The organism is Bosea sp. (in: a-proteobacteria) (assembly GCF_023953965.1).
In the GTDB taxonomy this organism is placed as follows: domain Bacteria; phylum Pseudomonadota; class Alphaproteobacteria; order Rhizobiales; family Beijerinckiaceae; genus Allobosea.
In genome coordinates this window covers 2,352,737-2,365,514 of sequence record NZ_JAMLIX010000001.1, presented here as the reverse complement: position 1 = coordinate 2,365,514, position 12,778 = coordinate 2,352,737, and the positions used below count along the sequence as shown (strand labels likewise).

Below are 12,778 nucleotides of genomic sequence, written 5' to 3'. Positions count from 1 at the left end.
ACGGACGATGATCGGCAAGCTCAAGGGCCTGATCGATTCCTATGGCGAGGACCATGTGATCGTCGACGTGCAGGGCGTCGGCTATGTCGTGCAATGCTCGGCGCGCACGCTCCAGCGCCTGCCCAAGCCCGGCGAGGCGGCGGCGCTCTCGATCGAGACCCATGTCCGCGAGGATGCGATCCGCCTCTACGGCTTCCTCTCCGATGTCGAGCGCGACTGGTTCCGGCTGATGCAGGTGGTGCAGGGCGTCGGCGCCAAGGTCGCGCTCGCCATCCTCTCGACATTCGATCCGGGCGCGCTCGCCACCGCCATCGCCACCGGCGACAAGGCGGCGATCGCGCGCGCGCCCGGCGTCGGCCCGAAGCTCGCCCAGCGCCTCTGCGCCGAGCTGAAGGACAAGGCCCCCGCCTTCGGCCATATCGACCCCGGCGTGGCCCAGCTCTCCGGCGCGCTGGAGGATCGCAAGCTCCCGCAGCCCGTCGCCGACGCCGTCTCGGCGCTCGCCAATCTCGGCTATCCGCAGGCGCAGGCGGTGGTCGCCGTGGCCGCCGCCGCCCGCATCGCCGGCGACGGCGCCGGCACGGCCCAGCTCATCAAGCTCGGCCTGAAGGAGCTCGCCAAGTGAGCGCAGCGCTCGACGGGCTCGAACTGCGCGTCGTCGCCGACAAGACCGAGCTCTGCCGCCTCATGCTGGCGAACTGGGGCTCGCAGCGCATGATGATCGACCTGCACGTCTATGACGTCGCCGAGATCGACGCGCTCGGTCTCTACGAGCCGGACGGGCGCACCGCCGCGCTGGCGAGCTGGACGATGCGGGGCGGGAACGCCTATCTGTGCGCGCTGCATTCGCTGAAGCCCGGCGAAGGCGTCGCCATCCGCATGCTGGATGCAGTCGTCACAACGGCGCGGGCGGCCGGCGCAAGGAAGCTCAAGGCGATGCTGACCAACGACAACATGCCCGGCCTCACCTTCTACCAGCGTCAGGGCTTCCGCCTCTCGGGGCTTTATATCGAGGCGATCGACGCCTATCGCTCGGTCGTTCCGGGCATCATCCGGACGGGATACCGCGACATCCCGGTCCGCGACGCCATCGAGCTGGAGATCGCGCTGTGAGCGAGGCCAAGCGCTCCGGATTGATGACGGGCGAACGCCGCGAGGACGACGCCGACACCTCGCTGCGGCCGCTCTCGCTCGCCGATTTCACCGGCCAGGCGGCGGCGCGGGCTAATCTCCAGGTCTTCATCAATGCTGCCAGGACCCGCGGCGACGCGCTCGACCATGTCCTCTTCGTCGGCCCGCCGGGGCTCGGCAAGACGACGCTGGCGCAGATCGTCGCCCGCGAGCTCGGCGTCAACTTCCGCTCGACCTCCGGCCCCGTGATCGCCAAGGCCGGCGACCTCGCCGCCCAGCTCACCAACCTGGAAGAGCGCGACGTGCTCTTCATCGACGAGATCCACCGCCTCAACCCGGCGGTGGAGGAAATCCTCTATCCGGCGATGGAGGACTACCAGCTCGACCTGATCATCGGCGAGGGGCCGGCCGCGCGCTCGGTCAAGATCGACCTGCCGAAATTCACCCTCGTCGGCGCCACCACCCGCGCCGGCCTCCTGACCACACCCTTGCGCGACCGCTTCGGCATCCCGATCCGGCTGCAATTCTACACGGTCGAGGAGCTCACGGGCATCGTCGCGCGCGGCGCCCGCGTGCTCGGCGTGCCGATGGCACAGGACGGCGCCGACGAGATCGCCCGTCGCTCGCGCGGGACGCCGCGCATCGCCGGGCGCCTGCTCAGGCGCGTGCGCGACTTCGCCATCGTCGACGGCGACCCGGTCGTCACCCGCAAGGTCGCCGACAAGGCGCTCTCGCTGCTCGACGTCGACGCCATCGGCCTCGACCAGATGGACCGGCGCTATCTCACCACCGTCGCGGTCAATTTCGGCGGCGGGCCGGTCGGGATCGAGACCATCGCCGCCTCGCTCTCCGAGCCGCGCGACGCGATCGAGGAGATCATCGAGCCCTTCCTGCTCCAGCAGGGCTTCATCCAGCGCACCCCGCGCGGGCGCCTGCTCACCCCGCACGCCTTCCGCCATCTCGGCATGCCGGAACCCTCGCGCGAGAGCGCCCAGTTCGGGCTGTTCGGCGAAGCCGAGGACGATTGATTGGCGGCCGGATTGCTGGAGGCGATGCGCCGCAATCCGGCCGGTGATTGGAAGGTCGCCGGCATCGAAAGGCTCTGCGCGACATGACGACCCACCGCCTCGAGATCCGCGTCTATTACGAGGACACCGATTTTTCCGGCGTGGTCTATCACGCCTCCTATCTGCGCTTCATGGAGCGCGGCCGCACCGAGATGATCCGCGCGCTCGGCATCGGGCAGCGCGAGCTCTTCGACGGCGAGACGGCGCTCGGCTTCGCCGTCCGCCGGATGCTGATCGACTTCCTCAGGCCCGCCGTGATGGACGACCTGCTGACGATCGAGACGGCTTGCGTCGAGGCGCGCGGCGCCACCATGGACCTCGAGCAGCGCGTGCTGCGCGGCGCGGAGGTCCTGGTCACGGCCCAGGTCAAGGTCGCCTGCATCGGCGCCGGCCGGGCGCGCCGCATTCCCGATGTCTTGCGCAAGCGGCTGATGCTCGACGATTGACGATGCTGCCCACACCCATCGACGCAAGCCCCGCCCGCATGTTAGCGCTCTTAACATGAGCTGGAAGCGCGACCGCCCCGAACATCCCCGCGGCTACCATCACGGCAACCTCAAGGAGGAGCTGGTGCGCGCCGCGCTCGGGCTGATCGGCGAGAAGGGGCCGAGCGGCTTCACCTTCGCCGAGGCCGCGCGGATGGCCGGCGTCAGCCCCGCCGCCCCCTATCGCCATTTCCGCGACCGCGACGACCTGCTCGCCGACGTCGCCGCGCGCGGCTTCCAGGCCTTCGAGGCGGCGCTGTCGCGCGCCTGGGATCAGGGCCGGCCCGACCCCGAGAGCGCCTTCCACCGGCTCGGCCGCGCCTATCTCGCCTTCGCCCATGACGAGCCGGCCTATTACACCGCGATGTTCGAGGCCGGCGTGCCGCTCGACGCCAATCCGGGCTTACGCGCCGCCGCCGACCAGGCTTTCGCCATCCTCAGGCAGGCCGCCGAGGCGCTGATCGCGCGGCTGCCGCAGGGCAAGCGCCCGCCCGCGCTGATGATGGCGCTGCACATCTGGGCGATGTCGCACGGCATCGCCGCCCTGTTCGGCCGCGCCGACGGCGGCCGGCGCCCGCTGCCGATGTCGGCGGCGGAACTCCTCGAAGCCGGCATGCTGATCTACCTCCAGGGCCTCGGGATCGAGCGGGAAACCGCCTCCACGCCCCCCGCCTGACGATTTTCCGAAGGCTTCATCCTTGACAAGCCGGCTTCCCGCACGCATCTATGTAAATGTGATTTACATTCACGTCTTTTGACCCGGAGGAGGACAATGCCGCTCGTCGCCAAGCTTGACGAATATGGAAAGGGAGCCTGGATCGCCTTCGCGGTGCTCGGCTTCGTCGTGTGGTGGCCTCTGGGTCTGGCGACCCTGGCCTTTTTGTTCGGGAGTGGACGCATGGGTTGTGGCTCGCATTGGGATCGCTACGAGCACCGGATGAGCCGCCTGCAGGGCAAGATGGACCGGATGCGCGAGCGCATGTCCGGCCGCGGCTTCGGCGGCTGGGGCCGCGAGCCTTCGAGCGGCAACCGCGCCTTCGACGAGTATCGCATGGAGACGCTGCGCCGGCTCGAGGAGGAGCAGCGCGAGTTCCATGATTTCCTGGGCCGCCTGCGCATGGCCCGCGACAAGGCCGAGTTCGACCAGTTCATGGCCGATCGCCGCAACGGCCCGCCGGCCGATCCCCCGGCCCGGCCCGACGCCGCCTGAGGCGATCCGACCCGAATACCAGCCCGTCCCGGATTTCCGGGGCGGGTTTTTGTTTGGCTCGGCCCGCCTCGCGGAGCCTATCGCTCCAGCCAGGAGGGCGCGACGTAACCCACGCAGCGTGCCTCTCCCTGCCGCGGGTTGACGATCTCGAAGGAGGGAATGGGACAGTTGTTGCCGGGAGCTCCGTCCTGGAGCTGCGTGACATGGCCTGTTCCGCGAAGCCTCTGAAGAACGGTGGTCGAGCCGCCGGCATAATACTGCCTGGTGATGACGAGGCCCTGGGCGTTCGCATCCTGGCTCGCCATGAGCACCGACAGGGCCACCACGCTCGCTCCGCAGAGGAACGCCCCGGCGGCCCTCCTCGAAATCGGCCGGTCGTGTCGAACATCGCCGTTAGCGTTCGATTTCAGGTCATTCTGTCTCATGGCGAGGCACCCAGCATTGCACTGCGCCTCGCCACGCAAGCGACGCGCCAGCATCGGTCCGCGCCATACCGCCGTCTTTTCATCCCGGGATGAAGCACCGCCGGACCGGGAACTCCGCCGGGAACGCCGACGCCTTGAGGCTGAAGCGCTGCACGCCGTCCGAGGGCCCGGTCCCGCCGGTCGAGCCGCGCCTGCGGCGCAGCTGAGGCGCTGCGCCGCCTGCCCGTATACCGGACATTAACCTTGCCGGGAGCTTAACTCGCTCCGCAGCATGCGTTTCCTGGGAAACCCCGTTTCGGCCCATCTTTCGCCGGATTCACGCGCGATTGACGGGATACGGCATTTCCCCGGATCGCGGATCGGGCGGCGGCGTGGGTCTCCCGCGGCGCGAGCGGCGGGTTTGGACCGATGATGGAGCCTTACGGCATCCGGCATCGGCGTACCGCCTGGGTTGAGAAGGATGACTGGATGAACCCCGCCGACGTCGCGCAGGCCGCGCCACAGATCGACATGTCGTTCTGGACGCTGTTCTGGCACGCCCATATCGTCGTCAAGCTGGTGATGCTCGGGCTCATGGGCGCCTCGGTCTGGTGCTGGTCGATCATCGTCGACAAGACGCTGCTCTACCGGCGCACGCGGCGCGACATGGACGCCTTCGAGGAGGTGTTCTGGTCCGGCCGCTCGCTGGAGGAGCTCTATCGCGAGCTCGCCGGCAAGCAGGTCAACGACATGGCCGCCGTCTTCGTCGCGGCGATGCGCGAGTGGAAGCGCTCCTTCGAAAATGGCGGGCGCTCGGTCGCCAGCCTCTCGCAGCGCATCGACAAGGTGCTCGACGTCACCATCCAGCGCGAGACCGAGCGGCTCGAATCGAAGCTCCTGGTGCTTTCCACCATCGCCTCGGCCGCTCCCTTCATCGGCCTGTTCGGCACGGTCTGGGGCATCATGACCTCGTTCACCGCGATCGCGGTCTCCAAGAATTCCTCGCTCGCGGTCGTGGCGCCGGGCATCGCGGAGGCGCTTTTCGCCACCGCGATCGGCCTCTTCGCCGCGATCCCCGCGCTGATGGCCTACAACAAGCTCCAGGCCGAGGTCGCCAAGGCGCAAGGCCGGCTCGAAGCCTTCGCCGACGAGTTCTCCGCGATCCTGTCGCGGCAGATCGACGAGCGCATGGCCGCGTGAGGAGCTGAAGCAATGGGCATGTCCGCCGCCACCGCCGCCAAGGGATCCGGCCGCCGGGGCCGCCGCGGGCGCCGCCACGGCGCCATCGCCGAGATCAACATGACGCCGTTCATCGACGTCATGCTGGTGCTGCTGATCATCTTCATGGTCGCGGCCCCGCTGATCGCGACCGGCGTCCCGCTCGACCTGCCGCAGACCGGCGCCAAGCCGATCAATGTCGACCAGAAGCCCCTGACCATCGCCATCGACGGCAAGGGCCAGATCTTCCTCCAGGACGAGCCGACGCTCGAGCCCGATCTCGTCGCCAAGCTCCAGGGCCTGGCCCGGCAGGGCTTCGACGAGCGCATCTATGTACGCGGCGACCGGCAGGTCGATTACGGCCGCGTCGCCTCGGTGATGTCGACCATCACCGCCGCCGGCTTCAAGCGGGTCGCCCTCGTCACCGAGCCGGCGAGCCGCTGAGGATTTGAAGAGTTGAGGATGTTCAGGGCGTGAAGCTTTCGACCTCCGAACCTGGCATGCTGGTGTCGGCGCTCGGCCACGCGACGTTCCTCGTCGCGGGGCTCTTGGCGTTCTCGTCGCCCGCGCCGCTGCCGGAGCACGAGGAAGCCATCGCCGTCGAGCTCGTCGACCCGAGCGCGCTGAACCAGGTGACGCGCGGCGAGCGCAGCGCCGAGAAGGTGCAGGCCCAACCCACCCCGCGCGCCGAGCGCCAGTCCGAGGCCGTCGAGCGCAAGGAAGCGGGTGAGGCCAGGGCCGATACGCCCGCCCCGCCCTCGCGCCCGCCCGAATTGAAGACCGCCGAGAACAACGCCGCGGCCGCCCCGCCGCCGACGCGCGCGGTCGAACCGCCAAAGCCCGAGCCCAAGCCGCCCGAGCCCGCTAGGCAGCCGCCGCAGAAGAGCGAGGCCGCCGCCCGCGAGGCCGAGCAGAAGCGCGAGGAGCTCGCCCGCCTCGCCGAGGAGGCCGAGCTCGCCTCCAAGGCGAAGAAGGCCGATGAGGAGGCGAAGGCCGCCGCCACGGCCAAGGCGGAAGCCGAGGCCCAGGCCGCCAAGCGCGCCGCCGAGGCGAAGGCCAAGGCCGAGGCGCTCGCCAAGGCGCAGGCCGAGAAGGAAGCGAAGGAACAGGCCGAAGCTGCGGCGAAGGCCAAGGCGGAAGCCGAGCAGAAGGCGAAGCTCGCCGCCGAGGCCAAAGCGAAGCGGGAGGCTGAAGCCAAGGCGAAGAAGGAGGCGGAGATCGCCAAGAACTTCAACGCCAGCGACATCGCCCGCCTGCTCCAGTCGAAGGAGAAGGCGCAGTCCTCCGGCTCCGCCGCGCCGCAGATCAACCGCACCGCCTCGCTCGGCACCGAGCGCGGGACGTCGCAGAAGCTCAGCCCCTCGCTGCGCGCGCAGCTCATCGGCATCATCCAGGACCAGCTCCTGAAGTGCTGGAACGTGCCGATCGCGCTGGCGAACGCCCACGGCAACGGCAATGTCGTTCCCTCCGTCAGGATGAGGCTCAACACCGACGGCTCGCTTTCCGGCCAGCCCGGCGTGATCAACTCCTCCTCCGATCCGCTCTTCCGGGTCGCCGCCGATTCGGCGCTGACCGCCACCCGCCGCTGCGCGCCCTTGCGCATCCCGGCGCAATTCGCCGCCTATTACGACGACTGGCGCGACGTCGTCGTCAATTTCGACGCCAGGGACGTTCTGTGACCCCGATGATCGACCGCACCCCCCTTCCCCTCCTCGCGGCCGCGCCGACGCGCCGCCGCCTGCTGATGACCGCCGGCGCCGCGCTGATGATGCCAGGCCTCGCCAGGGCCGAGCTCGTCATCGACCTGCGCGGCGGCACCTTCCAGCCGATGCCGATCGCCATCGCCGATTTCGGCGGCGAGGGCGGCGTGCTGGTCTCCGGCGTGATCGCCAACAACCTGAAGCGCTGCGGCTACTTCCTCCCGGTCGACAAGAGCCGCCACCCCGAGAAGAACCCGCCCTTCGATGCCGCCCCGCAGTTCCAGGCCTGGCAGGCGGCGGGCGTGCAGGCGCTGGTCACCGGCCGCGTCTCGCGCGAGGCGGGCCGCATCCGGGCCGAGTTCCGGCTCTGGGACGTCGCCAGCGGCACCCAGACCGACGGCCAGCAATATTTCACCGATCCGAGCAACAACCGCCGCGTCGGCCACATCATCTCGGACGCGATCTTCTCGAAGATCACCGGGCTCGGCGGCTTCTTCGACACCCGCGTCGTCTTCGTCGACGAATCCGGCCCGAAGGAGAACCGCCGCAAGCGCCTCGCGATCATGGACCAGGACGGCGCCAATGTGCGCTTCCTCACCAATGGCGACGTCTCGGTGGTGACGCCGCGCTATTCGCCGGTCTCGCAGGACGTGACCTTCATGTCGCAGCGCCAGGGCGAGCAGCCGCGCGTGCAGGTGCTCAACATCGAGACCGGCCAGCGCCAGATCGTCGGCAACTTCCCCGACATGAGCTCGAGCCCGCGCTTCGCGCCCAACGGCCAGCGCGTCGTGCTCTCGCTCCAGCAGGGCGGCAACGCCAATCTCTACGCCATCGACATCGGCTCGCGCACGACGCAGCGCCTGACCTCGACGGCGGCGATCGACACCTCGCCCTCCTTCGCGCCCGACGGCTCGCGCATCGTCTTCGAGAGCGACCGCGGCGGCCAGCAGCAGCTCTACGTGATGCCGGCCGGCGGCGGCGAGGGCCAGCGCATCTCCTTCGGCCAGGGCCGCTATTCGCAGCCCTCCTGGTCGCCGCGCGGCGACCTGATCGCCTTCACCCGCCAGGGCAGCGGCGGCTTCGCCATCGGCGTGATGCGCCCCGACGGCTCGGGCGAGCGCATCCTGACCGAGGGCTTCCACAACGAGGCGCCGAACTGGGCGCCGAACGGCCAGTTCATCATGTTCTTCCGCGATCCGGGCGGCCAGTCCGGCGGCAAATTGTACATGGTGGACATCACCGGCCGCGTCGAGGTGCCGGTGCCGACCCCGGCCTACGCCTCCGACCCGACCTGGTCGCCGCTGCTCAGCGCCCAGCGCTGAAGCGGGAACGGTTATCGCTTTCGTTGGGAGCCTGCTGATCAGGGGATCATTGCGGCTCTTCCCAAAAAGTTGCGTTGATCGAGACGCCCTCGCGATAGTTCTCGAGATCCTGTCGGTTCGCAAACTTCATGATCTCGTAGGTGATCTCCGTCTCGTGCCGCGGAGGCGCATCCGCGCCCAGGTCGGGATTTGATATCACCACCACCCGACGCACTCCCATGCTCTCGACCTTGCTGGGGCGTGGATCGAGATAACTTATCTTCGTTTGAGCATATCGCTCCGCGATTTCTGCCCCGAGCCGTTCAGCCTCGGCGGCTGTATCGCAGTCTACGACGCAAACACTCTCCTCGACGACGATCTCGCCAGAAGTGCTCTCTGCGTCGGAATGACCTATCAGAACGTGAACCGCAAACCACATGATGGCAAAGCTATCACCGTTCGGAGGACCGGCAACCGGCGAGGGTCCCACGAAAGCCGCACCGACGCCCTGTGTCCCCCGCGCCACAGCGAGCCCGGGAACCTCCTTCGCCATGATTGGTTAACCATGTGCCCTAATGCCGCCACTTCGCCTTGTTCTGGCAAGGTCTCGTTTAGGTTGACGCTTCATTGATGGAGCAACGCGAAAGCCGTTCCAGAAGCGCGCCGCCACAAATTTCCCGGAGTTCAGCCATGTCGATCTCTCTCCTGCCCGGCGGCCGTGCCGTCCGTTTCGCCGCCGCGATCGCCGCCACGCTCGCGCTCGGCGCCTGCGCCAAGGACCAGAACGCCGACGCCTCGGGCTTCGGTGCCGGCGGCGCCGCCACGCCCGGCAGCGCCCAGGACTTCGTCGTCAATGTCGGCGACCGCGTCTTCTTCGAGACCGACTCGACCGACCTGACCTCGACCGCCACCTCGACCCTCGACAAGCAGGCCGGCTGGCTCCAGCGCTATCCGCGCTACTCCTTCACCGTCGAGGGCCATGCCGACGAGCGCGGCACCCGCGAATACAACTATTCGCTCGGCGCCCGCCGCGCCCAGACGGTGCGCGACTACCTCGCCTCGCGCGGCATCGACGCCAGCCGCATGCGCACCATCTCCTACGGCAAGGAGCGCCCGGTCGCGGTCTGCAACGACATCTCCTGCTGGTCGCAGAACCGCCGCGCCGTCACCGTGCTCGACGGCGGCGCGCCGGGCGTCTGATCGCTGCGCAGCTACGACAGCGAAGGCCCCGGATGGGAACATCCGGGGCCTTCGGTTTTTTGCGCGGATGATACGCAAGCCTATCCCGGCGGCGCCGGGATCAGGCTCCTCGCCACGCCTTCGATCCGCTCCGCTGCGGCGGCGAGCGCTTCCGCCGCCCGGTCCTCGACCTCGCCCAGGCGCCGGTCGGCGGCGCCGGCATCGCCCTGCGTCGCCATGAGGTCCGCTTCGAGCTTCATCAGCCGCTGCTTCAGCTCATGCACCTCGTCGGCCACCATCAGCGCCGCCATGACGTGCAGCCGCATGTCGCCGATCTCGCCGAAAGCCTGCCGCATCTCGCCGATCTTGCCGTCATAGAACCGGGCGAGCCCCTCGAGATGGCTCTCCTCGCCCTCCCCGCAGGCCATGCGGTAGGCTTTCCCGGCGATCATGACGTTGACTTGCGGCATCCGGCCTCCGGTTCTTCGTTCTAACCCGCCTCGGGCTCCGGCGGCGCCACCTGCGCCCGCGCGATCACCGCGCCGACGACGTTCATCGCCCGCTCCAGCCGCTGGTCGACATCGGCGGCGGCCGTCTCGACCTCGCTAAGCCGCGCCATCGCGCCGTCGAGCTCGGCCGCCAGCCGCGCCCGGTCGTCCTGCATCAGGGCAAGCTCGGTCTCGAGATTGCCGCGCCCGCGCTCCGCCTCGACGCGCCGCCGCGCCGCCGCCTCCAATTGCCCCAGCGCGGCATCCAGACGCGCCAGCGCATTGTCCAGCATCAGGCTCGCCACCCTCGCTCTCCTTTCAGATCGAAGCGGCTCCCGCGATTCGTCTGCAGGAATCTACATGAGAACGCCGGAAAACAGGAATCGCCGCCATCGGAACACCCCCAAAACCGGCTTCGCGCGAATTGACTCGCGGCAAGCGCAGGGCCTAATCCACCCGTCCTTTTCCAAAGCCTGCCCGCCGGGCCGGATCGGCCTTAAGCCCGCCAGACCTAAAAGCCCGCGAGATCATCATGACCAGCATCGACCGCGCCCAGCACGACAAGCTCGCCAACGCCATCCGCGGCCTGGCGATGGACGGTGTCGAAAAGGCCAAGTCCGGCCATCCCGGCCTGCCGATGGGCGCCGCCGACATCGCCGCCGTGCTGTTCACCCGCGTGATGACCTACGACGCCGCCGATCCGCGCTGGCCCGATCGCGACCGCTTCGTGCTCTCCGCCGGCCATGGCTCGATGCTGCTCTACGCGCTGCTCTATCTCACCGGCGCGCCGGGCATGGCGCTCGACGATCTGAAGAACTTCCGCCAGCTCGAATCGAAGACGCCGGGACACCCCGAGAACTTCATGACCGCCGGCGTCGAGACCACCACCGGCCCGCTCGGCCAGGGGCTCGCCACCTCCGTCGGCATGGCGATGGCCGAGCGCATGCTCGCCGCCGAGTTCGGCCGGAAGATCGTCGACCATCACACCTATGTGCTGGCCTCCGACGGCGACCTGATGGAGGGCATCAGCCAGGAGGCGATCGCGCTCGCCGGCCACCAGAAGCTCAGCAAGCTGATCGTGCTCTGGGACGACAACGGCATCTCGATCGACGGCCCGCTCTCGATCACCGACAATGTCGACCAGGTCGCGCGCTTCAAGGCCTGCGGCTGGCGCTCCGAGCGCGTCGACGGCCATGACCCCGACGCGATCGAGGCCGCGATCCGCCGGGCGCAGAAATCGAGCAAGCCGACGATGATCGCCTGCAGGACGGTGATCGGCTTCGGCGCACCGAAGAAGGCAGGCACCTCCAAGGCCCATGGCGAGCCGCTGGGCGCGGAGGAGCTCGCCGCCGCCAAGAAGAAGCTCGGCATCACCGGCGGCGCCTTCGAGGTCGCGGCCGATGTGCTGAAGGCCTGGCGCGGCTTCGGCGCGGCAGGCAGCACCGCGCACAAGGCCTGGAAGGAGCGCTTCGCCGCGCTTTCCGAGCGCAAGCGCGCCGATTTCGACCGCCGCCTTGGCCATGCCGTCCCGGCAAGGCTCGACCGGGCGATCCTCGCCCACAAGAAGGCGCTGATCGCCGTGCCGCAGGCGGTCGCGACCCGCAAGGCCTCGGAGCTGGCGCTGGAAGCGATCACCCCGGTCATGCCGGAGCTGGTGATGGGTTCGGCCGACCTCACCCCCTCCAACAACACCCGCACCAGGGCGGCCGAGGACTTCACGCCCAGGACCCCGAAGGGCCGCTATGTCCGCTACGGCATCCGCGAGCACGGCATGGCGGCAGCGATGAACGGCATCACGCTGCATGGCGGCTTCCGCACCGGCGGCGGCACCTTCCTGGTCTTCGCCGACTATGCCCGTCCCTCGATGCGGCTCGCCGCGCTGATGGGCCTGCCCGTCGTCTACGTCATGACCCATGATTCGATCGGGCTCGGCGAGGACGGCCCGACCCACCAGCCGGTCGAGCAGATCGCCTCGCTTCGCGCCATGCCGAACATGCGCGTCTTCCGCCCGGCCGACGCGGTCGAGACGGCGGAAGCCTGGCAGGCTGCGCTGGAGCGCACCGACGGACCGACCGTGCTGGCGCTGTCGCGCCAGAACCTGCCGCAGCTGCGCACCGACGCCACGGCGAAGAACCGCTCGGCGGCGGGCGCCTACGAGCTCTTGCCGGCAGAGGGCGGCAAGGCGCAGGTCTCGCTCTTCGCCTCGGGCTCCGAGGTCGAGCTCGCCGTCGCCGCCCGCAAGCTGCTCGCCGAGAAGGGCGTGCGGGCGCGGGTCGTCTCGGTGCCCTCGCTCGAACTCCTGCTCGCACAGGATCAGGCGACGCAAGCGGCGATCATCGGCCAGGCTCCGGTCAAGGTCGCGGTCGAGGCCGGGGTGCGTTTCGGCTGGGATGCGGTGATCGGTCCTGACGGCGGCTTCGTCGGCATGCACTCCTTCGGGGCGAGCGGCCCCTACAAGGAGGTCTACAGGCATTTCGGCATCACGGCCGAGGCGATCGCCGACGCCGCGATGAAGCGGCACAACGGCTAACGGTTTTATCTTGCGTTCGGCCATGCTTTGGCCGAATTGCCCGCGTGGATAGCGACGGCATCGCC

Annotated in this window: 16 protein-coding genes; 12 read left to right on the top strand and 4 right to left on the bottom strand. The window is 69.0% G+C overall.

Features of this window, described 5'->3' with window-relative positions:
• Window positions 1–7: 7 nt before the first annotated feature.
• The 6 genes from ruvA to M9917_RS10910 all read left to right on the top strand — a co-directional run bounded on the left by ruvA (window position 8) and on the right by M9917_RS10910 (window position 3,893).
• Window positions 8–625: a Holliday junction branch migration protein RuvA gene (gene ruvA / locus M9917_RS10935; RefSeq protein ID WP_297253585.1), complete on the top strand. Its 618-nt coding sequence runs from the start codon at window positions 8–10 to the stop codon at window positions 623–625.
• Entirely contained in the window at window positions 622–1,113 is a 492-nt protein-coding gene (locus M9917_RS10930) for a GNAT family N-acetyltransferase (RefSeq protein ID WP_297253584.1), read from the top strand. Before ruvA ends, M9917_RS10930 begins: the two co-directional genes overlap by 4 nt.
• A 23-nt stretch (window positions 1,114–1,136) precedes the next feature.
• Entirely contained in the window at window positions 1,137–2,159 is a 1,023-nt protein-coding gene (ruvB, locus tag M9917_RS10925) for a Holliday junction branch migration DNA helicase RuvB (RefSeq protein WP_297254828.1), read from the top strand.
• 83 nt (window positions 2,160–2,242) lie between these two features.
• Window positions 2,243–2,644 (top strand): tol-pal system-associated acyl-CoA thioesterase, encoded by a 402-nt coding sequence (gene ybgC / locus M9917_RS10920; RefSeq protein WP_297253583.1) that lies wholly within the window; start codon window positions 2,243–2,245, stop codon window positions 2,642–2,644.
• 55 nt (window positions 2,645–2,699) lie between these two features.
• The gene (locus M9917_RS10915) at window positions 2,700–3,359 is read left to right on the top strand and encodes a TetR/AcrR family transcriptional regulator (protein ID WP_297253582.1); all 660 of its coding nucleotides are present in this window, start codon (window positions 2,700–2,702) and stop codon (window positions 3,357–3,359) included.
• A gap of 96 nt (window positions 3,360–3,455) precedes the next feature.
• Window positions 3,456–3,893 (top strand): DUF2852 domain-containing protein, encoded by a 438-nt coding sequence (locus M9917_RS10910; protein ID WP_297253581.1) that lies wholly within the window; start codon window positions 3,456–3,458, stop codon window positions 3,891–3,893.
• Window positions 3,894–3,970: 77 nt separating this feature from the next.
• On the opposite strand, the gene M9917_RS10905 is transcribed toward M9917_RS10910, so the two are convergent.
• Window positions 3,971–4,216 carry a hypothetical protein gene (locus M9917_RS10905; RefSeq protein ID WP_297253580.1) on the bottom strand — a complete coding sequence of 82 codons (246 nt, stop codon included), beginning with the start codon at window positions 4,214–4,216 and terminating at the stop codon, window positions 3,971–3,973.
• A 570-nt stretch (window positions 4,217–4,786) separates the two neighbouring features.
• Between M9917_RS10905 and tolQ the strand changes: the two genes are divergently transcribed.
• The 4 genes from tolQ to tolB are packed head-to-tail and all read left to right on the top strand — an operon-like array spanning window position 4,787 to window position 8,537.
• Window positions 4,787–5,497 (top strand): protein TolQ, encoded by a 711-nt coding sequence (gene tolQ / locus M9917_RS10900; protein WP_297253579.1) that lies wholly within the window; start codon window positions 4,787–4,789, stop codon window positions 5,495–5,497.
• Window positions 5,498–5,509: 12 nt separating this feature from the next.
• Entirely contained in the window at window positions 5,510–5,959 is a 450-nt protein-coding gene (locus M9917_RS10895) for an ExbD/TolR family protein (RefSeq protein ID WP_297253578.1), read from the top strand.
• Window positions 5,960–5,988: 29 nt separating this feature from the next.
• A complete protein-coding gene (gene tolA / locus M9917_RS10890) occupies window positions 5,989–7,194 on the top strand; it encodes a cell envelope integrity protein TolA (RefSeq protein WP_297253577.1) in 1,206 nt (401 codons plus the stop codon).
• 5 nt (window positions 7,195–7,199) lie between these two features.
• On the top strand, window positions 7,200–8,537 hold the full coding sequence (gene tolB, locus M9917_RS10885) for a Tol-Pal system beta propeller repeat protein TolB (RefSeq protein WP_465246350.1): 1,338 nt from the start codon (window positions 7,200–7,202) through the stop codon (window positions 8,535–8,537).
• Window positions 8,538–8,583: 46 nt separating this feature from the next.
• Here the strand turns inward: tolB and M9917_RS10880 are convergent, their stop codons facing one another.
• Entirely contained in the window at window positions 8,584–9,069 is a 486-nt protein-coding gene (locus M9917_RS10880; RefSeq protein WP_297253576.1) for a hypothetical protein, read from the bottom strand.
• Window positions 9,070–9,206: 137 nt separating this feature from the next.
• On the opposite strand from M9917_RS10880, the gene pal reads away from it, so the two are divergent.
• On the top strand, window positions 9,207–9,716 hold the full coding sequence (gene pal / locus M9917_RS10875; RefSeq protein ID WP_297253575.1) for a peptidoglycan-associated lipoprotein Pal: 510 nt from the start codon (window positions 9,207–9,209) through the stop codon (window positions 9,714–9,716).
• A gap of 80 nt (window positions 9,717–9,796) precedes the next feature.
• Here the strand turns inward: pal and M9917_RS10870 are convergent, their stop codons facing one another.
• Both M9917_RS10870 and M9917_RS10865 read right to left on the bottom strand, forming a co-directional pair.
• Window positions 9,797–10,165, bottom strand: coding sequence for a cell division protein ZapA (locus M9917_RS10870; protein ID WP_297253574.1), 369 nt, complete (start codon window positions 10,163–10,165; stop codon window positions 9,797–9,799).
• Window positions 10,166–10,185: 20 nt separating this feature from the next.
• Entirely contained in the window at window positions 10,186–10,488 is a 303-nt protein-coding gene (locus tag M9917_RS10865; RefSeq protein WP_367273918.1) for a DUF4164 family protein, read from the bottom strand.
• 227 nt (window positions 10,489–10,715) lie between these two features.
• Here M9917_RS10865 and tkt point away from each other — a divergent pair, with 227 nt between their 5' ends.
• The gene (tkt, locus tag M9917_RS10860) at window positions 10,716–12,713 is read left to right on the top strand and encodes a transketolase (protein ID WP_297253572.1); all 1,998 of its coding nucleotides are present in this window, start codon (window positions 10,716–10,718) and stop codon (window positions 12,711–12,713) included.
• Window positions 12,714–12,778 lie beyond the last annotated feature (65 nt).

What these genes read in the sequence shown, in the direction of transcription:
- tkt (WP_297253572.1), top strand. Translation starts at nt 10,716, where the DNA reads ATGACCAGCATCGACCGCGCCCAGCACGACAAGCTCGCCAACGCCATC.
- M9917_RS10870 (WP_297253574.1), bottom strand. Translation starts at nt 10,165, where the DNA reads ATGCCGCAAGTCAACGTCATGATCGCCGGGAAAGCCTACCGCATGGCC.
- ruvB (WP_297254828.1), top strand. Translation starts at nt 1,137, where the DNA reads ATGACGGGCGAACGCCGCGAGGACGACGCCGACACCTCGCTGCGGCCG.
- pal (WP_297253575.1), top strand. Translation starts at nt 9,207, where the DNA reads ATGTCGATCTCTCTCCTGCCCGGCGGCCGTGCCGTCCGTTTCGCCGCC.
- tolQ (WP_297253579.1), top strand. Translation starts at nt 4,787, where the DNA reads ATGAACCCCGCCGACGTCGCGCAGGCCGCGCCACAGATCGACATGTCG.
- ybgC (WP_297253583.1), top strand. Translation starts at nt 2,243, where the DNA reads ATGACGACCCACCGCCTCGAGATCCGCGTCTATTACGAGGACACCGAT.
- M9917_RS10910 (WP_297253581.1), top strand. Translation starts at nt 3,456, where the DNA reads ATGCCGCTCGTCGCCAAGCTTGACGAATATGGAAAGGGAGCCTGGATC.
- M9917_RS10880 (WP_297253576.1), bottom strand. Translation starts at nt 9,069, where the DNA reads ATGGCGAAGGAGGTTCCCGGGCTCGCTGTGGCGCGGGGGACACAGGGC.
- ruvA (WP_297253585.1), top strand. Translation starts at nt 8, where the DNA reads ATGATCGGCAAGCTCAAGGGCCTGATCGATTCCTATGGCGAGGACCAT.
- tolB (WP_465246350.1), top strand. Translation starts at nt 7,200, where the DNA reads ATGATCGACCGCACCCCCCTTCCCCTCCTCGCGGCCGCGCCGACGCGC.
- M9917_RS10915 (WP_297253582.1), top strand. Translation starts at nt 2,700, where the DNA reads ATGAGCTGGAAGCGCGACCGCCCCGAACATCCCCGCGGCTACCATCAC.
- M9917_RS10895 (WP_297253578.1), top strand. Translation starts at nt 5,510, where the DNA reads ATGGGCATGTCCGCCGCCACCGCCGCCAAGGGATCCGGCCGCCGGGGC.